23 protein-coding genes and 5 pseudogenes are annotated in these 26579 nt (G+C 37.2%); 14 read left to right on the top strand and 14 right to left on the bottom strand.

The window, feature by feature from the left end; translation table 11 throughout:
• Positions 1-35: 35 nt before the first annotated feature.
• The 9 genes and pseudogenes from OWR28_RS13740 to OWR28_RS13700 all read right to left on the bottom strand — a co-directional run bounded on the left by OWR28_RS13740 (position 36) and on the right by OWR28_RS13700 (position 8389).
• A pseudogene (locus OWR28_RS13740) lies at positions 36-1218 on the bottom strand (sigma-54-dependent transcriptional regulator).
• Positions 1219-1274: 56 nt separating this feature from the next.
• Positions 1275-1933: pseudogene (locus tag OWR28_RS13735) on the bottom strand (YggS family pyridoxal phosphate-dependent enzyme).
• 65 nt (positions 1934-1998) lie between these two features.
• A complete protein-coding gene (locus OWR28_RS13730) occupies positions 1999-2229 on the bottom strand; it encodes a hypothetical protein (protein ID WP_332387074.1) in 231 nt (76 codons plus the stop codon).
• A gap of 35 nt (positions 2230-2264) precedes the next feature.
• Positions 2265-2864, bottom strand: coding sequence for a polysaccharide deacetylase family protein (locus OWR28_RS13725; RefSeq protein WP_332387073.1), 600 nt, complete (start codon positions 2862-2864; stop codon positions 2265-2267).
• A 281-nt stretch (positions 2865-3145) separates the two neighbouring features.
• Entirely contained in the window at positions 3146-3874 is a 729-nt protein-coding gene (locus tag OWR28_RS13720; RefSeq protein ID WP_332387072.1) for a DUF72 domain-containing protein, read from the bottom strand.
• Between the two features lie 4 nt (positions 3875-3878).
• Positions 3879-6746 carry a heavy metal translocating P-type ATPase gene (locus tag OWR28_RS13715; RefSeq protein ID WP_332387071.1) on the bottom strand — a complete coding sequence of 956 codons (2868 nt, stop codon included), beginning with the start codon at positions 6744-6746 and terminating at the stop codon, positions 3879-3881.
• 181 nt (positions 6747-6927) lie between these two features.
• Positions 6928-7488, bottom strand: coding sequence for a helix-turn-helix domain-containing protein (locus tag OWR28_RS13710; protein ID WP_332387070.1), 561 nt, complete (start codon positions 7486-7488; stop codon positions 6928-6930).
• Positions 7485-7880, bottom strand: a complete 396-nt coding sequence (locus OWR28_RS13705; protein ID WP_332387069.1) for an acyl-CoA thioesterase — start codon at positions 7878-7880, stop codon at positions 7485-7487. Before OWR28_RS13705 ends, OWR28_RS13710 begins: the two co-directional genes overlap by 4 nt.
• Before the next feature lie 95 nt (positions 7881-7975).
• Positions 7976-8389, bottom strand: coding sequence for a DUF6157 family protein (locus tag OWR28_RS13700; protein WP_332387068.1), 414 nt, complete (start codon positions 8387-8389; stop codon positions 7976-7978).
• A gap of 295 nt (positions 8390-8684) precedes the next feature.
• Between OWR28_RS13700 and rbp the strand changes: the two genes are divergently transcribed.
• Positions 8685-9035: an RNA-binding regulator gene (gene rbp, locus OWR28_RS13695; protein WP_002979907.1), complete on the top strand. Its 351-nt coding sequence runs from the start codon at positions 8685-8687 to the stop codon at positions 9033-9035.
• A 159-nt stretch (positions 9036-9194) separates the two neighbouring features.
• Here rbp and OWR28_RS13690 read toward each other — a convergent pair whose 3' ends face one another.
• Genes OWR28_RS13690 through OWR28_RS13675 form a run of 4 tightly spaced genes read right to left on the bottom strand, consistent with a single transcriptional unit; the run spans position 9195 to position 11970 of the window.
• Positions 9195-9548 (bottom strand): hypothetical protein, encoded by a 354-nt coding sequence (locus OWR28_RS13690; RefSeq protein WP_332387067.1) that lies wholly within the window; start codon positions 9546-9548, stop codon positions 9195-9197.
• A complete protein-coding gene (locus OWR28_RS13685) occupies positions 9482-10978 on the bottom strand; it encodes a DUF4153 domain-containing protein (RefSeq protein WP_332387066.1) in 1497 nt (498 codons plus the stop codon). The genes OWR28_RS13690 and OWR28_RS13685 overlap by 67 nt, the downstream gene beginning before the upstream one ends.
• 24 nt (positions 10979-11002) lie before the next feature.
• Positions 11003-11488, bottom strand: coding sequence for a BlaI/MecI/CopY family transcriptional regulator (locus tag OWR28_RS13680; protein WP_332387065.1), 486 nt, complete (start codon positions 11486-11488; stop codon positions 11003-11005).
• Positions 11489-11496: 8 nt separating this feature from the next.
• Entirely contained in the window at positions 11497-11970 is a 474-nt protein-coding gene (locus tag OWR28_RS13675; RefSeq protein ID WP_332387064.1) for an ABC transporter permease, read from the bottom strand.
• Between the two features lie 669 nt (positions 11971-12639).
• Between OWR28_RS13675 and pdhA the strand changes: the two genes are divergently transcribed.
• From pdhA to OWR28_RS13615, 12 genes and pseudogenes are all read left to right on the top strand, one after another.
• Positions 12640-13641 (top strand): pyruvate dehydrogenase (acetyl-transferring) E1 component subunit alpha, encoded by a 1002-nt coding sequence (gene pdhA / locus OWR28_RS13670; protein WP_002979899.1) that lies wholly within the window; start codon positions 12640-12642, stop codon positions 13639-13641.
• 83 nt (positions 13642-13724) lie between these two features.
• Positions 13725-15325, top strand: a pseudogene (locus OWR28_RS13665) (dihydrolipoyl dehydrogenase family protein).
• A gap of 249 nt (positions 15326-15574) precedes the next feature.
• Positions 15575-16241: pseudogene (locus tag OWR28_RS13660) on the top strand (ABC transporter ATP-binding protein).
• 82 nt (positions 16242-16323) lie between these two features.
• Positions 16324-16836, top strand: a complete 513-nt coding sequence (locus OWR28_RS13655; protein ID WP_332387063.1) for a murein L,D-transpeptidase catalytic domain-containing protein — start codon at positions 16324-16326, stop codon at positions 16834-16836.
• A gap of 29 nt (positions 16837-16865) precedes the next feature.
• On the top strand, positions 16866-17543 hold the full coding sequence (radC, locus tag OWR28_RS13650; protein ID WP_332387062.1) for a RadC family protein: 678 nt from the start codon (positions 16866-16868) through the stop codon (positions 17541-17543).
• A complete protein-coding gene (locus OWR28_RS13645; RefSeq protein WP_332387061.1) occupies positions 17540-18172 on the top strand; it encodes a hypothetical protein in 633 nt (210 codons plus the stop codon). Before radC ends, OWR28_RS13645 begins: the two co-directional genes overlap by 4 nt.
• A 23-nt stretch (positions 18173-18195) precedes the next feature.
• A complete protein-coding gene (locus tag OWR28_RS13640) occupies positions 18196-18432 on the top strand; it encodes a hypothetical protein (RefSeq protein ID WP_332387060.1) in 237 nt (78 codons plus the stop codon).
• Positions 18433-18525: 93 nt separating this feature from the next.
• The gene (locus OWR28_RS13635) at positions 18526-18855 is read left to right on the top strand and encodes a hypothetical protein (RefSeq protein ID WP_332387059.1); all 330 of its coding nucleotides are present in this window, start codon (positions 18526-18528) and stop codon (positions 18853-18855) included.
• Positions 18855-19358, top strand: coding sequence for a phytanoyl-CoA dioxygenase family protein (locus OWR28_RS13630; RefSeq protein ID WP_332387058.1), 504 nt, complete (start codon positions 18855-18857; stop codon positions 19356-19358). The genes OWR28_RS13635 and OWR28_RS13630 overlap by 1 nt, the downstream gene beginning before the upstream one ends.
• 181 nt (positions 19359-19539) lie before the next feature.
• Positions 19540-20583 carry a hypothetical protein gene (locus OWR28_RS13625; protein ID WP_332387057.1) on the top strand — a complete coding sequence of 348 codons (1044 nt, stop codon included), beginning with the start codon at positions 19540-19542 and terminating at the stop codon, positions 20581-20583.
• Between the two features lie 155 nt (positions 20584-20738).
• Positions 20739-21251: a DUF7935 family protein gene (locus OWR28_RS13620; RefSeq protein ID WP_332387469.1), complete on the top strand. Its 513-nt coding sequence runs from the start codon at positions 20739-20741 to the stop codon at positions 21249-21251.
• 17 nt (positions 21252-21268) lie between these two features.
• Complete coding sequence (locus OWR28_RS13615; RefSeq protein WP_332387056.1) at positions 21269-21880, top strand: inorganic pyrophosphatase; 612 nt, start codon at positions 21269-21271, stop codon at positions 21878-21880.
• Between the two features lie 84 nt (positions 21881-21964).
• Here the strand turns inward: OWR28_RS13615 and OWR28_RS13610 are convergent, their stop codons facing one another.
• A complete protein-coding gene (locus OWR28_RS13610) occupies positions 21965-23686 on the bottom strand; it encodes an amidohydrolase (RefSeq protein ID WP_332387055.1) in 1722 nt (573 codons plus the stop codon).
• A gap of 135 nt (positions 23687-23821) precedes the next feature.
• Here OWR28_RS13610 and OWR28_RS13605 point away from each other — a divergent pair.
• Positions 23822-26553: pseudogene (locus OWR28_RS13605) on the top strand (sodium-translocating pyrophosphatase).
• Positions 26554-26579 lie beyond the last annotated feature (26 nt).

Genomic DNA, 26579 nt, shown 5'->3' with positions numbered 1-26579 from the left:
CTGCAAATTTTTATAATATGGTAAATAATAGCTTATTATTTCCTTACAAAACTTGCAACGTCACTTTCTGAAACAGTATTTCCACCAAGAATAATCAATCTTTCAACAACATTTCTTAATTCCCTGATATTCCCGGTCCATGAAAGGGCTTTTAAAGCATCAATAGCTTTATCGTCAAACTTCTTTGCAGCAGTACCATGCTCATCAGCAATCATTCCTGCAAAGTGCTCAACCAATAACTTGATGTCTTCCTTTCTTTCATCCAATGGCGGAACATAAATTTCAATCACAGAAAGTCTGTGGTAAAGGTCTTCTCTGAATTTCCCTTCCTCTATTTCTTTCTGCATATTTTTATTCGTTGCCGCAATGACTCTTACGTCAACTTTAATTTCTTTATCACTTCCCACAGGAGAAACTTTGCTTTCCTGCAGCGCTCTCAATACCTTAGCCTGAGCGATAAGGCTCATATCTCCAATTTCATCAAGGAAAATGGTACCGCCGTTAGCCTGTTCAAATTTTCCCTGTTTATCCTTAATAGCACCCGTAAAAGAACCCTTTACGTGTCCGAAAAGCTCTGATTCAATAAGTTCAGATGGGATGGCAGCACAGTTTACTTCTACCATTGGACCTCTTGCACGTTCACTTTGATTATGGATAGCATGGGCGACCAATTCTTTTCCGGCACCGTTGGGTCCTGTGATCAGCACTCTGGCGTCAGAAGCAGCTACCTTTTCGATCATATCCTGGATTTTCTGAAGAGCAGGAGAAGTACCGATCATCTGGTATTTTTTGCTTACTTTTTCTTTAAGGTTTTATTTTCAGTCTGAAGATTCTTGTTTTCTTTTTCAGCGTTTCCTTTACCAATGCATTTTTCACACTTGTAATAAGTCTGTTGATATCAATTGGTTTGGAAATAAAATCATATGCTCCTTCTTTCAAACAGGAAACGGCAGAATCAATGTCTGCATGGCCTGAGATCATGATAAAAGTAGTTTCTGGTTTTAATGCAAGACTTTGTTTCAAAAGCTCAGTTCCTGAAAGCTTAGGCATCTTGATGTCAGAAATCACCAGTGCGAAATCTTCTTTTTCTACCTGTTTGTAACCTTCAAGGCCGTCTTCGGCAATAACAAATTCATAATCGGTTAGTTCATCCGAAAGAATACTGTGAAGTACTCCCGAGATTGCTTTTTCGTCTTCTACTATAAGGATTTTTTGCATAGTTGCAAATTTAAATTTTTTGTTTCAATTATTAGCAAAAACTATACCTAAATATTCTATTTTGAATAGTCTCTTCTTCCAAAAATGGCAGATCCAACCCTCACAGAGTTAGCCCCGCATTCAATTGCTATCGGGAAATCATCACTCATTCCCATAGATAAAGTATTTAATGCTTTTAATTGATTTAATTCGTCAAAAAGCGCTTTCAGGATTAAAAACTCATTTCTTACCTGCTGTTCATCATCCGTGAATGTGGCCATCCCCATTAAGCCGGTAATTTCAGCATTAGGAAACTGTCCATCCATATATTTCCCGAACAGGTCTCTGGTTTCTGAAATGTCAAGCCCGAACTTGCTTTCTTCCGCCGCAATTTTCACCTGCAAAAGAACTTTAATAATTCTGTTATTTTTCCCTGCTTCTTTGTTGATTTCTGCCAATACTTTTTCAGAATCCACACTTTGTATGGTATCTATAAAAGGAGCAATATATTTTACTTTGTTGGTCTGTAAATGGCCAATCAGATGCCATTGGATATCCTGAGGAAGAAGGGGGCTTTTTCCATCAGTTCCTGAACCTTATTTTCTCCGAAAACTTTCTGTCCAAGATCATAAACTTCCTGAACGGCGGATGCAGGATGTGTTTTAGAAACAGCAACCAGCTGCACAGTGGATGGCAGCTGGTTCTTTATTGCGTTATAGTTCTCTTTAATACTCATAAATACAAATGTCCGAAAATTCTCTGAATGTTCAAAGTTCAGTGATATCAGGCCTAAAATGTTTATTAATTTAAAACCTCGTTGATTTTAGGATACTGAGAGATTTTTCTGAAGACAAACTTATTGCTCTTCTGTAATTTTTCAATAAACAGATCCAGTTCGTTGATGGAATCCGCGTCTCTCAGATACTGATCGTGGGTAAGAAAAACAAGGTGTCTTGAAGTCTTCTCAAGATCGTTTAAGAAAATACTGTCTACTTTCTTGATCATGGCTTCATGACTTCCTTTTAACGTCATTTTTTGAGAAGGTCTCCATTCCAGATCCCAGCCGATTACTTTATAGCCGGCTTTTTAAGACCGTCTGCTGCTGCAGTAGAGCTTTTGATATCAGTTACATTAATATTGTTCAGCCTCCAGATATTTCTTCCGGGAGTTCTTGCTATTTTATCAGTAAGCTTCAGGCTGTCTTTGGCGATGTCAAAATCATGGACAACAGCGTTGGCATTTTTATAAAAGTCAGTGTATTTGTTGTGGGCATGGGTAAAGCTGTGGTTGGCCAGTTCTATCAGCGGATTTTGCTTAAGCAGCAGCAGATCATCTTTCTGTTTTTTGCTTCCATATGCATGTTTCCCTACAAGAAAGGCAGTTGCACAGACATTTCTTTTATCCAGGATTTTTAAAAGATTTTCGGTGCCCTGGTTGGGACCGTCATCAAAGGTAAGGTAGATCACTCTTTTATCCGGGTCTACGCTTTCATCGTCCATCTTGGGGACTATTTCTGCGGCAGGATGTTCCTGTGAACTGACGGCGGGGTCAGTATTCACTTCACTCTTGAAATTACAGCTGTTCAATAAAACCGAAGTTGCACTCACCAATGCAAACATCCCGAGAAAAGTCTTATTTTTTGACTTTCCCGCAAAAATTTTTCTCATAAAAACAATGGAATTTTAAATTGTTAAAAATCGTTAAAAATAACAATTGAAAGTTAACAAATTATATGCCATGCTGTGCAGCTGTTTTTCTTTTTAAGCTTATTTTAAGAACTTTATTTTAAAGGATATTTCAATTCTATGGAGTGTTGCTGATTTATGGTTTTCTTTTCTTTATTTTTTAACATTTATAAATGCAAAACCAATAGCTTTTCTCTATATTTGTTAAGGTTTCAATATTCTTCATTTAACGGGGAATTATTTTATTTTAACAAATAAGGGATTTACTCTAAAATGTTTTTTAAATACAATGAATTGTTAATCGCAGCTGTTCCCCAGGTGTTATTGAAGAATATATAGGCTGTTTTCCCACTGCTTTTAATTTTTTCCGCAAGTTTATCCATAAAATCCCTGCTGTACTCAGATTTATAAAGAATAGGGTTCCCATGAAGCCTGTAATAAAGAATGTCGGGATGATTGATGATTACATCTTCAGGAAGATCACCGGGAAAGCTTACTCCGGAAAAAATAATATTATGGTCTTTTAAAAGATCAAATACTTCTTTTTGCCACCATGAGTGATGCCGGAATTCAATGACATTCAGAAAAGCAGGATCAACAGCATTGATAACACGTTCTGTGTTTTCTGCAGTATTTTTAAAGGAAGGAGGAAGCTGATATAGAAATCCGGAAAGCTTGTCCTTCAGATTACTCTGAATATGACTGCAAAAGAGGGCAATTTCTTCTTTTGAATTTTCAAGCCGGTTCTGATGGGTAACGGATTTTGGAATTTTAATAAAAAACCTGAATTCATAAGGCGTTTCATCATACCACTTTGACAGCGTTTTTGAGGTCGGTTTTCTGTAAAAAGTGGAATTGATTTCTACAGTGTTGAATGTTTTTGAATATAAAGAAAGAAAATCTTTACTTTGGGCATTTTCAGGATATAAAGACCCTTTCCAGTCGTTATTATAAAATCCCGAACACCCTATGTAAAGATTTTCTTTTTTCATAATGCTATTTTATATCCAGATTCACGGAGTTTAATCTCAATGAATTCAGAATCACGGAAAGGGAACTGAAGCTCATTGCTGCAGCTGCAATCATCGGTGATAACAGAATTCCAAAGAATGGATACAATAATCCTGCCGCAACGGGAACTCCGAGTACGTTATAAATAAAAGCAAAGAATAAGTTTTCTTTAATGTTTTTGAGAAGCTTTTCGCTGAGAAGCTTTGCTTTTGCTACCCCTAAGATATCGCCTTTTAATAAAGTGATCTCAGCACTTTCAATGGCAACATCCGTTCCTGTTCCCATGGCAATTCCCACATCAGACTGGGCCAGGGCAGGGGAGTCATTGATTCCGTCACCGGTCATGGCTACTATTTTTCCTTGCTGCTGCAGTTTTTTCACTTCATTCAGCTTATCTTCAGGAAGACAATTTGCTTTAAAATGTTTGATTCCTAATTCATCAGCTACAGCTTTGGCAGTGTGTTCGTTGTCTCCGGTCATCATGATCACATCGATGCCTTCGCTCATTAATTGTTTAACAGCTTTCTTGGAGCTTTCCTTGATTTTATCCGTAAAACTAATGAAGCCAAGTACCTGCTGGTCTTGTGCGACATAAGAGATCGTATGCGCTTTGGACTGAACTTCTACTGCTTTTTGTTTTAAAGCCTCAGGAATCAGGATCTGATGCGAGGTCAGCAGGCTTTCATTTCCTAAATATGCTGTTTTTCCATTAATATTTCCTTTCACCCCTTTTCCGGAAATGTTTTCAAAACGATCTATTTTTTCAGCAGTTATATTTTCTTCCTTTGCTCTTTTTATAACGGCGTTGGACAATGGGTGCTCGGAATTTTGATTCAGGGAAAAAGCCAGCTTTAAAATCTGATTCTGATTACCGCCAACTGTTTCTATATGTTCTACCGAAGGTTTCCCTTCTGTTAAAGTTCCTGTTTTGTCAGTGATCAGAACATTCACTTTGTTCATTTGCTCAAGTGCTTCAGCATTTTTGATCAGGATTCCGTTTTTAGCACCTTTCCCGATTCCTACCATTAGTGACATTGGGGTCGCCAGTCCTAATGCGCAGGGACAAGCTACAATCAGAACAGCAACTGCATTGACGAAGGCAAATAAGCTTCTTTTTCCTTCCGGACCGAAAAACTGCCATAAAACGAAGGTAAGCACAGCAATAAGGATCACGACAGGAACAAATACTTTTGAGACCTTATCCGTAAGTTTCTGAATGGGGGCCTTGCTTCGGCTGGCTTCATTGACCATTTTAATGATCTGTGAAAGCAGGGTTTCGTCACCTACTTTTTCCGCTTTCATGATGAATACCTGATTTCCGTTAATCGTTCCTGAAGATACTTTGTCACCAGCATTTTTTTCAACCGGAACAGGCTCGCCCGTGATCATGCTTTCATCTACAACAGAACTGCCTTCAGTGATTTTTCCGTCTACCGGAATTTTTTCACCGGGTTTTACTTTTAATAAATCTCCTATTTTTACCTGTGAAAGCAATACTCTCTTTTCTTCACCGTTTACCATAAGATTGGCCTCATCCGGCGAAAGGTTCATCAATTCTTTGATGGCATTACCCGTTTTTTTATGGGCAGCAGCTTCCATCAGCTGACCTAAAATAACAAGCGTTAAAATAACACAGACTGCTTCAAAGTACAGCGGGATTTCATGATTATGTCCACGGATTTCATGCGGAATGATATCCGGGAAAATTAAAGCAGCAATACTGAAAATAAATGCTGCAGCTACACCCAGGGCAATAAGGCTGAACATATTAAGGTTCCATGTTTTGAAGGAAACCCAGCCCCTTTTTAATAAGAACCATCCGGAATAGAACATCACCGGAAGAGTCAGAGCAAGCTCAATAAATCCCTGAACCTGATGGGAAAAAGGGAAATTGATGAACATTCCTCCCATCGAAAGAATAAAAACCGGAATGGTGAATGCTAATGAAATAATGAATTTCCTTTTTAAGATATTATAGGTTTCATCCTCTTCATCATCACCGCTGTCAGGCATTCTGACGAGATCCATCCCACAGATCGGACAGTCTCCCGGTTCATCCCGGATAATTTCCGGGTGCATCGGACAGGTGTATTTTGCGGTTTTCTTTTCAGGGTATTTTACAAGGTCCATTCCACATACCGGACATCCGACATTGGAATCGTAAGTCTTATCTCCTTCGCAATACATCGGACAGTAATATCTGCCTGCCATTTCATCTGTTACTTTAGGCGCTTCATGATTGTGGCTGTGATGGTGATCATGATGGTTGTGAGAGTGGGAATGGGAATGATGCTGATGGGGGTCTGCTTTCTGAACAAGTTCTTCCGTGACAGGTTCCAAATGCATATGACAAACCGGACAGTCTCCCTTTTCATCGTACACTTTATCTCCTTCACAAAACATGGGACAATAATATTTCCCAATGCTGTCTTTAAAGTTTTCAGGAAGATTGGCTGCAGAATAAACCGGTTTGTGATGAGGGTCTTTGGCCAGCTTTTCCTCAATTGGCACAAGATACATGTTGCATACAGGGCATCTTTCACCCTGTTTGAAATATACTTTATCTCCCTCGCATTCCATCGGACAATAGTATACTGAAGACGGAGATACACGATCCTGGGGCTTTACAAAGGTTTTTTCGGAATTATCAGGATCCTCAAGCCTGTATTTTCCTATTTCTGCCAGGGCATCATTTAAAACTGAAAGCTTCACTCCATGGTCAGAAATGATGGTTGCGGTATTGGTTTCCAGGTTTACATCGGCTTTCACTCCGTCAAGGCTGTTCAGCTGATTTGAAATCTTTTTCTGGCAGCCTGAACAGGTCATTCCGAGTATTTTATACTGTTGTTCCATGATTTTTAAATTTATACTACAAATTTCCAAAATGGAAGAGTAAGGTTGTTATAAATTTAAGGATAATAGTTATAAAATTAAGTCGGGAGTTTGAGAGTGGTAAGGTGAGAGTGTTTGAGGACTTTTTAGGTGAGGGAGTTAAATATCCCTATTTCATTTATAAATTCTCAAACACTCCTGCTTATAAGGTATCGAGCGCTTTGCGGTGATGCTCTTTAAGTTTTTTGAATTCTGTGGGGGTAAATCCGGTTATATTACGGAATTGGGTAGAAAGGTGCTGAACACTTTTGTAGCCTAGTTTTCCAGCAATTTCAGTAAGGTTGAATTCATTATATAATAAGAGTTCTTTTACCTTTTCAATTTTTTGGAGAATGAAAAACTGTTCCAATGTGATATTTTCATTCTGTGAAAACGTTTTTGAAAGGGAGCTGTAATCTTTATGAAGCTTTGAACTTAAAAATTCAGAAAGCAGGAAATTTTCTGCGATATCCAGCTCGCTGATCTTTACAATAACCAGGTTTTTGATTTTTTCAACAAGCTGATGAGCAGAATCCATGATTCTTTCGAAACCTGTATCCAGCAGTTCTTTCTCTATAAACTTCATTTTTTCCGGGGAAATGTCAGTTTCGGTTTCTACCTCTCCCAGCAGGATATCCGTGATCTTTACATCTGCGTTACGGAAAATGTTTTCCACTGCCGCAATGCACCTGTTGCAGACCATATTTTTTATGAAAATTTTCATAGGCTGCTGTTTAACCTGTCTTTTACAAATTCGATTCTGGTTTTGCCATGAGGGGCAGGATTACCGTCTGCATCAAGGTTTACCATTACAATTTTATCTACGGTAATAATGGTCTGGTGAGTCATTTTATTGCGGACATCACATTTTAATGTAATAGAGGTAGATCCGAAATGGGTAGCCTCAATTCCTATTTCTATAATGTCTCCCTGTTTGGCAGAGCTGACAAAGTTGATTTCAGAGATAAATTTGGTCACCACTTTTGTGTTTTCCAACTGGATAATCGCATAGAGTGCTGCTTCTTCATCAATCCATTGAAGGAGTCTTCCCCCGAAAAGTGAATGGTTAGGATTTAAATCTTCGGGTTTTACCCATTTTCTTGTATGGTAGTTCATCTTTTAATAATTTGCAGTACAAATTTACTGTTAAAAGCTGATCTTTTCAAAACAAAGGCATTTATTGATCTGAAAAGAATCATTCATTTTCTCAATCATTTCCTTTTGGAACGCATCGCCTTGGTTTTTGCTATGGATATATCATTCACGAGTGTTTGATATTCTTTACTTTCCATAGGAATCAGGGCAACCTTACCTTCTGCATTATGATGGAATCCAAATCCATATCGCTTTGCTAAAGGAGAACAGCGGAGACAAGGCTGTCCTTTGGAGAAGAACTTTTCTCTTTCATGCTGTTTTTCACTTTCCGGAATGTCATTTTTCATGGCATAGCATTCAAAAATAATATCATCTGAAGAATATTGATAGGGATTCTTTATGAGTTTTTCATATTGGAGATTGGCGAGTGTTTTTTCTTTCTTTTCAGCAGGAATCTGCGCCTGGGAAACAGGGCAGTCTTCAGCGACTTCAATAAGGGTATTGGTATAATTGGTTGTATGCTGTTTCATATATTCTGCGCGTTAAATGTTAAAAAAAATTGTGATAAATGCTTAAATGTTAAATAATTTAACCAAATCGGCTGATGGGGTTTAAGTTGTTTAATATCAATTGTTTATGTTGTGTGTCTGTTGGTTTTACGAATCCGGATTCAACATAATGTGAGAAATATGTAAAAAAAGCTTTGATTTGAAATTTTTAATTGTATCTTGCATACGTTTATATTTGGAATCAATATTTGTTCATTAATTTATGTTGTTTTTCTTTTATATACCAAATTTTTATTAATTTTTTAATTTATTTAAAATGAACATTTTTGTTTCAAACATCAATTACGCAACTAAAGAGTATGAGTTGCACGATCTATTCGCAGAATTTGGAGATGTATCATCAGCTAAAATCGTTACAGACAGAGAAACTGGTCGTTCCAGAGGTTTCGGTTTCGTAGAGATGGGTGATGATGAAGGAAAGCAAGCTATTGAATCTCTTAACCAAAAAGAATTCAACGGAAAAACTTTAAACGTATCTGAAGCTAAACCAAGAGAAGAAAAACCAAGAAGAAGCTTCGATAATAACAGAAGCGGAGGTTACGGTAATAACAACAACAGAGGCGGAGGCTATGGTAACAACCGTGGCGGAGGCGGAAATCGTTGGTAAAAATAATGAAGCGGCTTAAAAGCCGCTTTTTTTGTGAAATTTAATCTCCGGTCAGGTTCCGTAAAGAGTTAAGATTATATTTTTATATGGCGGTATTCCACTTTGGAGATCATAAAGTAACATTAGTAAAAAAATAGGATATCCATGATATCCTATTTTTTATTTTAATCTTATAAGTAAATAAGCGTTTTCATAATAAATGGCTGACAGGTTATTATCAGAATACAGTTCCCGTGTAATTTCACTGAAAATAAGTTTGATATGGTATTTGCCTAAATCAGATTCCATTGCTATTTCAGGGACTTTTATGATGCCTTGCCTGTTTTTGTTTTGATCAAACAGCTTAATAATTTGTGGACCGAAATCTATTTCCTCTTTGGAATTTAGGCTTAATTTTAATGAGGATTTTTTGATGAGATTGTCTGTAAGCTCAAACTGGTCATCATTCAGTTTTTGTGGATCTTTACTGTAGCGGTAAAAAGAAAGCAGATACTGATAGTTTCCGATTTCCACAACTTTTTTTCAGGAACAAGAGACAGTCTGTTTATTTCATATGTTTTGTTTTCTACTGTGACATTCACATTTGAAAATCTGTTCTGGATATCATATCGTATACTGTAAAATGTACCGAAATCAATATGAGCCGCTAATTCAGCCTGATCTTCCTTATTCAGTAAAGTTGATAAAAATCCGCCCTGCTTTCTTTCAGCCAGAAATTCAAATTTATCGGCAATTTCATTACGGATTGTATCGGTAATTTTCTTCTGGAAATTAATTTTACCAGCACTGATCAGCTGGTTTTGGTTTAAAATATTGATAAGTTCCGTTTTCTGGCTTCTTTTCGCAACGCTGAAGGCATTAAAGTAAGGAAAAACCAGCGCAAAAGCACCAAAAAGAAATAAGCTCACCGGAATAAATTTTATGGTTGCTCTTTTGTTGAAAATAAAGTAAATAACAACGCTTAACAGCCATATGGCAAGCAGGAGAACAAAGTATCTTGGTTCTGTATAACCGTATTCCAGAATTCGGGTAAAGATCGCTGTAAAAAGCAGTATAATTAAAGGAACAATCGTATAGTAAAATGCTTTTGAGAATATTCTGACCCATGATTTTGCGTTTTCTTCTTTCAGGGGATGTACCAGGAGCAATGCAAGAATACCAACAATACTATATGCTAAGACAAGGTAAGTAACCCAGCCTCTTGGAAGCTGCCAGTTGATGAGTATTTTAGCCGAATAGAAATAAAGAATGACTGCATAAGTAAGCAGTAATGGAATTAAAATAAACTGAGTGAAAAACTTTAAAACAACCGGATAAGTTCCGTCTTTTTCAAGGTTATTTAAACCTTTATCATTAAATAAAAGAAAAATAAAGCTGCTTCCCAAAATAGCCAGGACAAAAAATGTATCTCTATAAATTCTATCATGAAAATTAAAGTCAAAAAGCTTATCAGCCGCTAAGATGGCCAGCTCAACTCCTCCGGTCAGAACTCCTGTAAATACAGCGGTAAGAAAGATATTAACAAAAAGATTTTTATTATACTGCCAGAATCTGAGCTCTCTGTCTTTCCTCAGAAACGGAACGAAAGAAACCAATAAGTGGGAGAGAAGTGCCGTAACAGCAATGATATAAGCGTAGACTTCGGTAAAATTATACTTTTTATCAGGCAGGATGAAGTAAAAACCAACAAGGAAAATAATACCGAGTACCTGCAAGAGTAATTCTTTCCCGATTCTCTGGGACAGCATTTTTAACGCAAACATCAGAGAAATCCCAAGACACGCACAAATGGTAAATTTTATGTAAGAGGTTATTTCAGTGTGTTCCGTTTCGATAATGCATATGGCGCCAATAGAAGCCAGTAAAGCCATTACCAGAATCATAGGATACCGGAAAATGACTTCATAGGCCCGGCTTACTGTTTCCTGGAATTTTGTTTTCATGATTTGGTGTTTTTAAGGGTAAGATTAATCTTTTTTCTTTTTCTTCTTTTTGTCCTTGTCTTTCTCTTTTCCTTTGGCCTTCTTCTCCTTTTTCGGACTTAAGATTTCCTCAGCAAAATCAAACTTTGGTTCTTCGGTTTTAGCAGGCTTTATTTCGATTTTAAGATCAAAATAACCTTTCATATCTTCCTGGGAAATTAATTTTTCACTTAATAAAAGTTCCAGGATTTCCTTTCCTGAATCACTGAAAAAGTTATGAGAAAGCTCTTTCAGCAGGAATTTTTTATACTCTTCCAATGGAACAATCGCAGTATATTTGAAGATTCTTCCTTCTTTTACGGTTGACAGATAACCTTTTTCAACTAATATTTTCAAATAAGTGGAAACCGTATTCTGATGTGGCTTCGGTTCCGGATGCTGTTCCATAACGTCCTTCAGATAGAAAGATCCCATTTTCCAAAACAGCTTCATAAAGTTTTCTTCTGCGGCAGTAAGATGATGTATTTTCATAGAGTATTCTAATGTTGAAATTGAATATTGCAATAAAGATAGATAAAAGATACCATAAAAGCTATTCCAGCTCCCATAAATACTTCTTTTACGGTGTGTCTTTTTAATATAACGCGGGTAATTCCGACCAAAATTGCGATTCCCAGCCATACCAGACCCATTTTCCAGTCAAGAGAGAAAAACAGTGCTGCTACAAATATATTAAATGCTGTATGCATCGAACTTTTGATAAACAGATTGCTGATCTGAAGCGCAAACAGAAGGATCAAAATAAAAAGCATAACCAGATCAATATATCCGTTTCTGATATAATTAAAAATAAGATAGGCAATTACACAAACTGCAATAAATATATACAGCGTTTTTCTCTGAACACGGTTGGAAACATCCATGTTGGTATATCTTCCCGTCTTCACATTCCAAACCAGCCATATGATTACCGGCACAATGATCATTAATAATATAGGGATAAAATACAGCATGGAATCTTTAAGGAGTATTCCCTGATGCTCATATATACAAAAAACAGGATCAGAGATACCAGAGGATTAAAAAAATCAGAAATGATTTTTGAAATTTTGTGTAGTAATGAATATTTCTTTCCTTCCATAATCAGGTTTAATGATCAAATATACCACTATAACCTCAATAAGCAAGTAAGAACGATGATAGGGAACAGCCGGATAGTGCAGAATTTATTTGATTGTCAATAGCTTTTTGGAAGTAAAATATTTCTCAGTTTTTCAAACCCTCTGTTGCATTCACTGATAAAAGTAAGGAAAGAATTTTAAAACTTAAACCTTTATTTATTAAAAAAAGAAGCTGGTGAAATAACCAAAAGCTATGTTAACAATAATTAAAAGTAAAACAAATTGATGGATGAATATGAATCATTTCTTATGCTTTATCTTTATTTGCTGTTTTATAAAAGCCGGATAAACAGGCATGTTTTATTGATGTTATGGTAATGAAGAATAATGGATAATGCCGTTTTGCCGGGACCTGCAGGGCTCGAAAATTAAGAATAATCCATTCAGCCCGCAAATAGATTTTACAGAAAAATCGAAAAGTTATCTATGTATAGAATAAAAACAAAGTTTTTTTCATAATTTTGCTCAACTATTTCATCATAAAAAAGCAAGAGCTAACACATGAAAGAATTTTCTAAAGAGGTATACCTGAAGTGGTATGAAGATATGACAATGTGGAGAAGGTTTGAAGACAAATGCCGTTCTCTTTACCTAAAACAAAAGATCAGAGGATTTTTACATTTGTATAACGGTCAGGAAGCTATCCCTGCCGGGTTTACACATGCAATGGATCTGACAAAGGACAGTATGATTACTGCTTACAGATGTCACATTCATCCAATGGCGATGGGAGTGGATCCTAAAAGAATCATGGCGGAACTTTGTGGTAAAGCTACAGGTACATCCGGAGGTATGGGTGGATCTATGCACATTTTCAGTAAAGAACACCGTTTTTACGGAGGACACGGTATCGTTGGAGGACAAATTCCTTTAGGTGCAGGTATTGCTTTTGCTGATAAATATTTCGACAGAAAGGCCGTAAACATCTGTTTCTTCGGGGACGGTGCTGCAAGACAAGGTTCTTTACACGAAACTTTCAATATGGCGATGAACTGGAAACTTCCTGTAGTATTTGTTGTAGAAAACAACCAGTATGCAATGGGAACTTCAGTAAAAAGGACTGCCAACCACGAAGATATCTATAAATTAGGATTAGGATATGAAATGCCTTGCCTTGCTGTAGATGCAATGGATCCTGAAAAAGTGGCAGAAGCTGCTTATGAAGCTATTGAAAGAGCAAGAAGAGGAGACGGGCCTACTTTCATTGAAGCAAGAACTTACCGTTACAGAGGACACTCTATGTCTGATGCTGAGCCATACAGATCTAAAGAAGAAGTAGCTCTTCATAAAAATGATGACCCAATCGAATTGATAAAACACAGAATTTTAGAAAACGGATGGGCTACTGAAGCGGAATTGGAAACTATCGATAACAAATCGAGAGATTTTGTTGAAGAGTGTATTGAGTTCATGGAAAACTCTCCATATCCGGACCCGGAAAAAATCTATGAGTATGTATATGCTCAGGAAGATTATCCGTTCCTAGACAAATTAGAAAACTAAAAAATAAAATTAATTTGAAATTTGAAGTTTGAAATTTCTGAAATCTCAAATCTCAAATCTCGGATCTCAAATCAATATAGATTATGGCAGAAGTAATTACGATGCCCCGCCTGTCCGATACGATGACGGAAGGTAAGGTGGCAAAATGGCATAAAAAAGTAGGGGATAAAGTAAAAGAAGGAGATATTTTAGCTGAAATTGAAACTGATAAAGCAGTTCAGGATTTCGAATCTGAAGTAGAAGGTACCCTTTTATACGTTGGTGTAGAAGAAGGAGGTGCTGCTGCTGTAGACTCTGTTTTGGCAATTATCGGAAATGAAGGAGAAGATATTTCAGGATTAACAGGAGGAGCTGCTGCTCCAGGTGCTGGTTCTGAAGAAAAAAATCAGAAGAACAGCCTAAAGCTGATGCTCCTGCAACTGAATCTGCTGCTGCAGAAGTTCCGGCTGGAGTAGAAATTATTACAATGCCTAGACTTTCTGATACAATGACAGAGGGTAAGGTAGCCAAATGGCACAAAAATGTAGGTGATACAGTAAAAGAAGGAGATCTTCTTGCTGAAATCGAGACAGATAAGGCAGTACAGGATTTCGAATCTGAATTCAATGGAGTATTATTGAAGCAGGGTGTAGAAGAAGGAGGTGCTGCTCCGGTTGATTCCGTGTTGGCAATCATTGGTCCTGCTGGAACAGATGTTTCCGCTGTAGGTGCTCCGAAGGCTGCTGGTCAGTCAGCGGCAAAACCAGCTGAGCAAAAAGCAGAAGCTAAAACAGAAGAAAAAGCTGCGCCTGCTGCAAACACTTCATCTTCGGACAGAGTTGCAATTTCTCCACTGGCTAAAAAAATGGCTCAGGATAAAGGAGTTGATATCAACAGTATTCAGGGATCTGGTGAAAACGGAAGAATCGTTAAAAAGGATATTGAAAACTATCAACCCGCTGCGAAACCAGCTGCTTCGGCTCCTGCAGCAAGCGCTGCTCCGGCTGCAGTAAGTTTTGTACAAGGTGAAGATACAGAGACGCCTAACTCTCAGGTAAGAAATGTTATCGCGAAACGTCTTTCTGAAAGTAAATTCTCTGCACCTCATTACTATCTGATGGTTGAGATCAATATGGATAAAGCCATTGAGGCCAGAAAAGAAATCAATTCTTTGCCGGATACTAAGATCTCTTTCAATGATATGATCATTAAAGCAACTGCAATTGCCTTAAGAAAACACCCTCAGGTAAATTCAAGCTGGGCAGGGGATAAGATCATCCACAGAGGAAATATCAACATTGGGGTAGCGGTAGCTATTCCGGACGGATTGGTAGTTCCGGTATTGAAAAATACAGACCAGATGACTTATACACAGATCTCTGCAGCTGTAAAAGATATGGCTTCAAGAGCTAAAAACAAAGGCCTTAAAGCTAACGAAATGGAAGGATCTACATTCTCTATTTCCAACCTGGGAATGTTCGGTATCGAAACATTTACAAGTATCATCAACCAGCCAAACTCTGCTATCCTTTCAGTAGGAGCAATCATTGAGAAACCAATCGTTAAAGACGGTCAGATTGTAGTTGGAAACACCATGAAGCTTTCATTGGCTTGTGACCACAGAGTAGTAGACGGTGCTACAGGTGCTCAGTTCTTACAGACATTAAGAACCTATTTAGAAAGCCCATTAACATTGTTACTGTAATTTCTGAACTTGAAAATAATAAACCTCCCAAACCGGGAGGTTTTTTTTGTGAACTGAATTCAGATACCCAATAAAAAATAAAAACCTATAAGTTTATTACTAAAAATCTGAAGGAAATAATTAAAAAAATTAATAGAAAAGACTGATATAAATGGATTAAAGAAATCTGATATCTTTAAAAGCAAAATAAAATATAAACCGGTTCAAAAAGCGGTTTTTTATTTGAAGGCAATTCACTATTTTTGAATCATGATTAAAGCAAGAAATATCCATAAATCTTATGGAAATTTAGAAGTACTGAAAGGAGTTGATATTCACATCAAAACAGGAGAGGTAGTTTCTATTGTAGGAGAATCAGGAGCAGGTAAATCTACACTCCTGCAGATTTTAGGAACGCTGGATCATCCGACCCAGTCCGGTAAGTATGATACTGAAATTGAAATAGCAGGAGAATCATTTATCAATATGAATGATAAACAGTTATCAAAATTCAGAAATCAGAATATCGGCTTTGTATTTCAGTTTCATCAGCTTCTTCCGGAGTTTACCGCTCTGGAAAACGTATTGCTTCCGACAAAATTGCCGGGGCTAATGAGAGAGAAGCTATTGAAAAGGCTTATGCTTTGTTTGAAGATTTAAAGATAGAGCAGAGACTGAATCATAAACCTAATCAGCTTTCCGGGGAGAAGCACAAAGGGTAGCAGTAGCGAGAGCTTTAATCAATTCACCAAAAATTATTTTTGCAGATGAGCCAACAGGTAACCTGGATTCCAAGAATGCGGATGACCTTCACAGATTATTTTTTGATCTCAGAGACAAATACAATCAAACATTTGTGATCGTTACCCACAACCCGAATCTTGCAGAAATTACGGACCGCAAGCTCGTCATGAAAGATGGAATGATCATAGAATAAAAGTATACAAAACCGGATGATGAAACACTTTATTTTTCTTTTTTTAATTGTAATTTCCTGTTCAAAGGCTGAGTCACAGCAGTTGAATTCGCCAGGCGTGCCTCAGGCAAGAATTTCGGAAATTAAGAATTATATTAAAGGGAAAGAGTATAATCAGGAACTGGCTGTTTTTATCAATTTTAAAATACCTTCCGGGAAATACCGCTATTTCATTTATAACCTGAAAAATAACAGGATTGTACAGCAGGCTGTTGTATCCCATGGCTCAGGTTCTGTTATTCCAAAATCAGACGCTTTAAAATTCAGTAATACTGAAGGATCTTATCAGTCGTCGTTGGGTAAATATGCCATTGGAGAAAGCTATGTAGGAAAGTTTGGCAAAGCCTATCGGCTTGCAGGGCTGGACGCTACCAACAGTAATGCCATGCAGAGGGCTATTGTTCTTCATTCTTACGGATGTGTTCCCGATATGGAATCCCAGGCTCCGGCATGTCTAAGCTTAGGGTGTCCTATGCTTTCGGTAAATGCTTTTAAAGAAACCGCTAAATACATTGATCAGTCTAAGAAGCCGATGATCTTATATGCATTCTATTAATTCATAATATCTTATTTCATAATTTTTCCATGGCTATAAAATTTCTTGCAGAAGATGACAGACCCAGAGAAAAGTTTTTGCAGAAAGGCAAAAGCTCACTTTCTGATTCTGAGCTGTTAGCGATCATCATGGGAAGTGGAAATAGGGAAGAAAATGCCATAGAACTGGCACGAAAGATTTTAAACTCTGTCGATAACAGCTGGCATCAGCTAAGCTTGCTTTCCGTTCAGGACCTGGTGAAATTTAAAGGAATTGGAGAGACAAAAGCTATTTCAATCATTTCAGCCCTGGAAATCGGCAGGAGAAGAGCTGTACAGGAAATTCCTGAAAAAACGGTAATAGGTAACAGTCATGATGCTTATGCAGTTCTTAGAAACCAGCTTTCCGATCTGCGGACAGAAGAGTTCTGGGCAATCTTCCTGAACAACAGTAATAAAGTGATTCACATCTCCCAACTTACGCAGGGTGGAATCAGCCAGTCTATTGTAGATGTAAGGACTCTTTATAAAGGAGCTCTGGATCATTTTTCAACAGGAATTATCATTGCACACAATCATCCCTCCGGAAGCTTAAAACCAAGCAGAGAAGATATCAGTATCACACAGAAAATAAAAGAAGCCGGAAATACCTTAAGTATTCAGCTTTTGGACCATATTATTGTTACGCAGAATTCCTATTTTAGTTTCTCGGACTCAGGATTATTATGATTAGAAGATTAAAATACCATGAAATTGACTTTGTAAAATATGCTCTATGTTTAGAAAATTCCGAACAAAGAAAATATTCTGCTACAAAGCATTTTTTAGATACTACTTCTACAATGCCCTGGGAAATTCTTGTTTATAAAGATTACGAAGCAGTAATGCCTGTTCCTTTTGTAAGAAAATATGGGATGAAAATCGTACATAATCCCAAGCTTTGCCAGCAGCTTGGTGTTTTTTCCGGTAAAGATAATGTTGACCTTAATGAAGCTTTTTTAGAATATCTTGAAAAGAATTACATGATACGGGCTTATCCATTCAATGATGTCAATCAGCTTCGTACGAAGATCAGACTCAAAAAGAATTTTTTATTGTACCCTGATGCTTATGAGAAAGTGTACGCAAAATATTCACCCAAAAGAAAAAGAAAACTTCGGTTAGATGAAGCAGTTTTAAAAGATTCTGAAATCAAAACAATTCCTTATGAGAAAGCAAAAACTTTTATTGAATCCAATACAATAGGATTGAACAAAGACCATGATCTGCTTGAATTCATGAGAATTTTTGAAAGCTTTTATAAGTCAGGATATCTTAAGTTTACCGCTTTTACTATCAGCATAAGATTGTCAATGTAATTGCTACTTATTCAGACTGTAATATGGTAGCGCTTTTAGGCAATTTCAATGATAAAAACTATGTGAAGTTATCAGGAGCATCTGTATTGATTGATCATCTCATTAAAGAGAACATTGAAACACATATTTTTGATTTTGAAGGAGGAGAGATTCCCAATATCGAAGAATTTTTCAGGGGATTCCGCCCCCAATTGAGACCTTATGGCATTATTGAAAATTCAAAAATAAATCTTTTAAAAAGCTGGCCTATCTTATCCTGAGAGGAAAGTCTTTTTTATGATGAAAAGCATTGTTTAGATTGGTTCTAATTAAGTAATAATCCGTAACTTTATAAAATCCTTAGTAAAACAGTTATGTTACAACAGATTCGTCAGTACAAATTATCATATATGCTTTATAACCTGTTTAAAAAGAGTAAATTAAAGCATAATATTCCATTGTATAAAAAATACGGAATCAATAAGAGCTATTTCTCAAGCATTTCCAGTAAAGATTTTGCCCACCTTCCGGCCAGTAAAAGAACAGTAGATTATATAAAGCTTAAGGAAACTCCTTTTTTTAACAAGCTTTCTGAAGAAAATAAAGAAAGTGCTCTTCAGTACGACGATAACGGGTATATGATCCTGAGGAATTTCCTTACTCCGAAACGGCAGATCAGATCAATTTTGAAATTGATAAATTGATGAAAGACGGGACTTTGAAGTTTATTTACGGAGGAAAGCTGATGTTTGCCATTCACCATTCAGAAATCATTAAAAATATAGGAAGTGATCCGGAACTGTTAGATTTTTTATCTGTTTTGCTGGACGGAAAATCCAAACTTTTTCAAAGTATCAATTTTATCAACGGAAGCCAGCAGAAAACTCATTCAGACAGCATCCACATGACTACTTATCCGTTGGGAGGGCTGCTTGGAGTCTGGATTGCTCTGGAAGATGTTGATGAAAGCAACGGAGCTTTGCATTATATCCCCAAAAGTCACAAACTTCCTTATTTCCTGAATTCTGATTATGATAATGAAGGCACTGCTTTGAAAATCGGTAAGAAAAGTTACAGAGCTTATGAAACTTTCCTTGAGGAAAAGGTAAAAGAATTAGGATTAAAAAAGAAATATTTAAAGCAAAAAAGGAGATTTATTAATCTGGCATGCCAATATTCTTCATGGCGGAGAACCTCACACAGATAAAAACAAAACCAGAAAAAGCCTTGTGTACCATTTCTTTGATGAAAACAGTGTCTGCTATCACGAAGTAACACAAAGACCAGCTTTGTTTGAACTCTAGTATAAGTGATCCTTTTGTAAGCTTTCATGAGAATACAGAGTAAAAGACAGTTTTTTTACATTTGTATTCATATAATATCAGTATATGGAAAAAAAGAATGGTATTCTTGTTTTTATCTTTTCAATCTACGTATGCTTCATGTCATACTATCTGTATACCCACCACTATTACAATACTGATATGGAAGCCTATATGGGGCTGATTTATAAAACGGAATATCCTGATATGAAAATTGAAGATATTCATAAGAAGGTATACGATGAACTGAAGGAAAAGAATCCTGATTTTGCCGGACTTGGCCCTGTTGATCCAATGGTTGAAGAAATAGCAAAAGGGGAGAGCACATACTATAAAATCATTTCGCAAAATCCCAAAGCCTATGAAGAAGAGCTGCAGCTTTTTGTGGTAAAACCTTTTTATAATTTTATCGGCTGGTCGTTATTTAAGCTTGGTTTCAGTGCTTCTGTCTCCATCTCTTTAATTTCGGTTATTTCTTATGCATTGATACTTATTCTGATTTTCATCTTTTTAATCAGGATTCTGAAAAATTACCCTCTTGCCTTTATCCTCACTATTTTAATTTCGATGTTCAAACCCTTGCCGGAATCTGCCCGGCATGTTTCTGCAGACTCTTTATCATGCCTGCTTCTTCTTCTCAGCTTCTATGTTTTTTTAATGAGAAAGAATATTTTCTGGGCAGGTATATTAGGTATGCTATGTGTGCTTACAAGACCGGAATATTTTATTTTTTATTCATTCCTGTATGGCTTTATTTATTTGTACAGGGATAGGTTTCAGATTAAAACGGCGCCACTATTGATATCATACGGATATTTGTTTCTTTCCTTCTTTTTGATACAAGCTTTTAATCAGGTATCGTGGTCTACGCTTTTTATGAATCAGTTTACGAAAGTTCAGATTTATCCCGTTTCACAGCCTGAACCGTTTTCCTTTACAGATTATTTTCACTTTATTAAAAGGAATATAATGCTGGAATTCAATTCTTCTTATTTTCCAATATTACTGATTTTTATTGTGGTCATTCTGGCCAATCATTTTTCATTCCGCAATAAAAAAATCAGGCTCAGGTTTTGTTTTTTGTTGTTATTTATGGAACTGTTATGCTAAGATTTCTGATTTTTCCGGCTCTGGTAAACAGGATGATGGTCGGCTTTTATCTTATCATTATTCTCTCTTTGATCTATATACAAATTTCTAAAGTGGATATCTTTAAAAACTCTTTAGAAGACGGAAAATAATTAGTAATTTTGCAGTCTAAAATTATGACGAGTCTTTCAGGATATCTACCATATGCATTTGCATTGATTATTGCAATTCCTTTTCTGGTTTTGCTCAGACAATTTGTACACTCATATATTACGTTTAAGAACCAGGAAATCAAACTGCTTACCGTGAAATCAAATTCAGAGAACAAAGCACATTCCTATGAAAGAATGACATTGTTTCTGGACAGGATTAAGCCTTCAAACCTTATTCAGAGATTTGACAGAGAGCTGGCCGTTCATGAGTTTATTTTCCTTACAGAAAAGGCCATCAATGAAGAGTTTGAATATAACTCATCCCAGCAGTTATACATTACAAAAAATTCATGGAAGAATATCGTAGATTCAAAAAATGCAATCATTGAACTGCTTCATAAAACTTACGATGGATTGAAGGGAGAGGTTCAGCTGGATGAATTCAAAACGGTTTTCATCATGAATTATATGGAAGGCAACGATTATATTGCTGAAACAATAGAAGATTTAAGAAAAGAAATTTTAATAATAACTTAAAAATTAACAGATAAATAATGATTCCAAATTTTAAAGCACATCCATGGCACGGAATTTCTGCAGGAGAAGATGCGCCAAATGTTGTAAACGTATTTGTGGAAATTGTTCCTTCAGATACTATTAAATATGAAGTAGATAAAGAAACAGGATATTTAAAGGTAGACAGGCCGCAGAAATTTTCTAACATTATCCCTGCTTTGTACGGGTTTGTTCCAAGAACATACTGTGATAAAGAAGTGATGAAACTTGCTGTGGAAGCCGGAGCTGATGATGTTACAATGGGAGATCATGACCCGCTTGATATTTGTGTTTTAAGTTCTCACAATATCCATGCCGGAGGTCTGTTGATGGAAGCTATTCCAATCGGAGGTTTCAAAATGATTGACGGAGGCGAAGCTGATGATAAAATTGTTGCAGTAATGATCAATGACCATGCTTTCGGACATTTCAGAGATATTGCTGAATTACCTGAAGCAGAAGTGAAAAGACTGATGCACTATTTCCTTACGTACAAAAACTTACCGGATGAACCGGCAAAATGCAGAATTCAGGAAGTTTACGGAGCTGAACACGCAAGAAAAGTGATTAAAGCTTCTCAAATAGATTATGCAGATAAATTCGGGGGATAGAATTCTTCCATAAGCATACAAAAAGCAGATGAATTTTCATCTGCTTTTTCTTTATGAATATTCTTTGATCCGGTACCCATAAATTTAGTCTCTTTTGTACACAGGATTTCCTTCTTTTATAGTTTCAAGAACCTTGATCTTTCTGAGATTTTCGGAATTTATCGTTAATGGATTCTGATCCAGAATAACAAAGTCAGCTAATTTGCCTGCTTTAATAGACCCTTTTTTATTTTCTTCCTGCAATTGATAAGCTCCGTTAATGGTAATCGCTTTCAGGGCTTCAATGGGAGAGATTCTTTCATTGGGTCCTAAAATCATTCCTGAACGCGTTTTTCTATTCACTGCTGCATATACTGCCGTTATCAGATCTGGTGGAGTAACCGGAGCATCATGATGAATGGTAAACGTAATGCCTGCTTTTAATGCTGAGTTGGCCGGACTTATAAAAGCTGCTCTTTCGGGACCAAAAACACTTGAGTAATGCCAATCTCCCCATAAATAGGCATGAGTAGAAAAGTAAGAAGGAATTACTCCTAATTCTTTTATTCTTTGAATATGATCAGGGCGGCTGTTTTGTACATGAATTAATGTTGCACGCAATTCCGGTTGGTAAATATTTTCATCTTTTAACCTTTTGATAACGCGTATAGCCTGGTCAATGGCGGCATCTCCATTTACATGAAGTTGTGCAGTGATATGATTTTGGAAAAGTGTTTTCAGATCGTTATATAAAGTTTCATCCGTAAAAATGGGAAATCCTTTGTAATCTTTAGACTGACCTTCAGGCGGAACCAAATAAGGCTGCGTCAGCCAGGCTGTTTTTCCCTGTGGAGAGCCATCATCAGAAAATTTGAATCCAGCCAGTTTCAAACGATTTTCATACTTCATATACTTCGGCTTGAAATTGCTGAGATCTTTTTTGAAATATTCATAATCAGGAAAGTAAACAATATCAGCTTTAAAAAGGTGTTGAGATGCTGCCTTTTCTAGCAGAGCAACACTTTCTCCCATAGTTCTCCCATCACAAATAGTCGTCTGACCATAGCTGAGCCATTCATCATGGGCCTTCATCAGGTTTTCCATTGCATGGGCCTGAGTATCTTTACCTTTACTCATTTTTTCCGTTAAGGTCAGTAACGCTGTGAAACTGGCATTCTCTTCTAACTTTCCATTCAGTTTTCCTGTTGTTTTATCTCTGCCAATGTGCCCTCCTTCAGGATCTTCTGATGATTCTGTTATTCCCAAGAGTTGTAACATTGCACTGTTTGCTACGCTGGCATGACCTGAGGCATGAATGACAATAATAGGATGGTTTTTGCTGATGACATCCAGTTCTGCTCTCGTAGGATGACGGTGTTCCATCATTATTGCATCATCATAACCATTTCCGATAACCGGCTGTTGATCTGTGATTTTATTGTATTTGATGTAGTTTTTAATCGTAGTCTGTAGATCTTTAATAGAATTTACAGTGCCATAAGGCTCGGGAGACAGATCTACAGCATCCATAATCCCGGCTCTTGATGTAAGATGTCCGTGAACATCTATAAAACCAGGAAGAAGAGTTTTTCCACTTAAATTAATCAACTTAGTGGCTGGCCCTGAAAAACGTTCTGCATCTGATTTTGTTCCGGCAAAAAGTATTTTTCCGTCTTTAACTGCTACTGCTTCAACCTGGGGAGAAGAATCCTCCATTGTTATAATAGGCCCTCCGAAATAGAGTATTTCAGCTTTTTCCTGTGGCATCTTATGATGACAGCTGCTTATGCCTGCAGATAACATAAGTGTATATAATATCTTTTTCATAAATAATTAATTCAAATCATAGTGAGAAACGAATTTACAAAATAATAGATTATTATTAATGAATTTTATGGCGTGTTTATAATTTCATTATATTTATAAGACTAATCTCAATTTTTTAATATAAAATAATAAACTATGGATCTATTTGTGTTAGTGCCAATTTTTGGTGTCATAGCTTTGCTTTATACATTTCTTCAGAGCAACTGGGTCAATAAACAGAATGCAGGAAATGAAAAAATGAAAACAATCAGTGGGCACATTGCAGACGGTGCAATGGCTTTTCTAAAGGCTGAATACAAAATCTTAACGTACTTTGTTGTAGTAGTTGCTATTTTACTGGCAGTCATGGGGTCTAGTAATGCCAATTCACACTGGAGTATCGGAATTGCCTTTGTAGTAGGGGCTATATTCTCAGCATGTGCAGGGTTTATCGGAATGAAAATTGCTACCAAAGCCAATGTCAGGACAGCAGAAGCGGCAAGAACTTCATTGTCAAAAGCTCTTAAAGTATCCTTTACAGGAGGCTCAGTAATGGGAATGGGGGTTGCGGGACTTGCTGTTTTAGGTCTGGGAGCTTTATTTCTGATTATTAAACAGATTTTTGCTCCGGATGCCACCGTAGATTCTCACGAAATGGAAAGAACGATTGAAATTCTCACCGGATTTTCTCTTGGTGCAGAATCCATCGCGCTTTTTGCAAGAGTAGGTGGTGGTATTTATACAAAAGCGGCAGACGTAGGTGCTGACCTTGTAGGAAAAGTTGAAGCCGGAATCCCGGAAGATGACCCCAGAAATCCTGCAACCATTGCAGATAACGTAGGAGACAATGTAGGAGACGTAGCAGGGATGGGAGCTGACCTTTTCGGATCTTATGTGGCAACGGTTTTAGCCACCATGGTATTAGGAAGAGAAACAGTTTCTGATGATGCTTTCGGAGGTTTTGCCCCGATTCTTTTGCCGATGCTCATTGCAGGAACAGGAATTATATTTTCAATGATCGGAACTTTATTTGTGAAAGTTAATGACAATGAAGGTTCATCCACTTCCAGTGTACAGAATGCACTCAACCTTGGAAACTGGGGAAGTATTGTGATTACTGCCATTGCGTCTTACTTTCTGGTAACTTATATCCTTCCGGAAAATATGGTTCTCAGGGGCCATGAATTTACTAAAATGGGAGTGTTCGGAGCGATAATGGTTGGGCTGGTTGTAGGAACCTTAATGAGTATTATTACAGAATATTATACGGCAATGGGTAAAAGACCGGTTTCCAGCATTGTGAGACAGTCTTCTACCGGTCATGCAACCAATATCATCGGAGGGCTATCCGTTGGTATGGAATCTACCTTGCTTCCGATTATTGTACTCGCTGGAGGGATCTATGGTTCTTATCTCTGTGCGGGACTTTACGGAGTAGCTATTGCAGCAGCCGGAATGATGGCTACTACAGCCATGCAGCTTGCTATCGATGCGTTTGGTCCTATTGCAGATAATGCAGGAGGGATCGCTGAAATGAGTGAGCTTCCTAAAGAAGTACGTGAAAAAACAGATATCCTGGATGCTGTTGGAAACACCACTGCAGCTACCGGAAAAGGATTTGCCATTGCTTCAGCAGCTTTGACTGCTTTAGCCCTATTTGCAGCTTTTGTAGGAATTGCAGGAATTGACGGTATTGACATTTACAGAGCAGACGTTCTGGCAGGACTATTTGTTGGCGGAATGATTCCGTTTATTTTCTCGTCATTGGCGATCACTGCAGTTGGGCAGGCGGCTATGGCGATGGTAGAGGAAGTAAGGAGACAGTTCCGAGAAATTCCTGGAATTCTGGAAGGAAAAGCACAACCCGAATACGAAAAATGTGTTGCTATTTCTACAGATGCATCCATCAGAAAAATGATGCTTCCCGGTGCGATAGCCATCATTTCGCCTTTACTTATTGGGTTTATTTTCGGACCTGAAGTATTGGGAGGATTCCTGGCCGGTGCCACTGTATGTGGAGTGTTGATGGGAATGTTCCAGAATAATGCCGGAGGTGCCTGGGATAATGCTAAAAAGTCATTTGAAAAGGGAGTGGACATCAACGGACAAACCTATTACAAAGGTTCAGAGCCTCATAAAGCTTCCGTAACTGGAGATACGGTAGGAGATCCGTTTAAAGATACATCAGGGCCGTCTATGAATATCCTGATCAAATTAATGTCAATTGTTTCTTTAGTTATTGCGCCTACTTTGGCTGTATTGCATAAAGATAAAATTGAAGCGAACAGGAAAGCAAAATCGAAAGTCTTACAGGAGTTTCCGGTAGTACAACAGCTGTAAGCGGTGATACCGCAATAATTACTGCTGTTCCGGGAGAAATTAAAGGACATCTTAATGAAAACGGAGACTTTGTGTATGAAACAGGAAATATTCAGAAAATAAAACTGAACGGAGGAAAAACAATCGCTATAGGTGATGGAAGCCAGCTTTACCAATTTTATAATGTGGTGAAACAAAAAGATAAATCGGCTTTAGATCCTAATAAATGGTACACCATTGAAAACCTGTATTTTGAAACCGGCTCCAGTGATCTAAAAGCAGAATCTGCACTTCAGCTGAATACGCTGGCTGAAATTTTAAATGCTTATCCGGATCTGAAAATAAAATTAGGAGGCTATACAGATAACAGCGGGAATGAAGAAAGTAACCTTAGTCTGTCTAATCTAAGAGCCCAAACAGCAAAGCTTAAATTACTTGAGTTAGGGGTTTCAGGAGACAGAATAGAAGCGGAAGGGTACGGATCTCAGCATCCTGTATGCGAAGCTAATGATACAGATGAGTGTAAAGCAAAAAACAGAAGAATTGATGTAAGGGTTCTGGCTCTTTAAAATCAATATTTAAATAATAGGAAAGC

Source organism: Chryseobacterium sp. 1B4 (assembly GCF_036631475.1).
Classification (GTDB): Bacteria; Bacteroidota; Bacteroidia; order Flavobacteriales; family Weeksellaceae; genus Chryseobacterium.
Note: the sequence above shows the minus strand (reverse complement) of the source record. Positions and strands in the feature narration are given on the sequence as shown.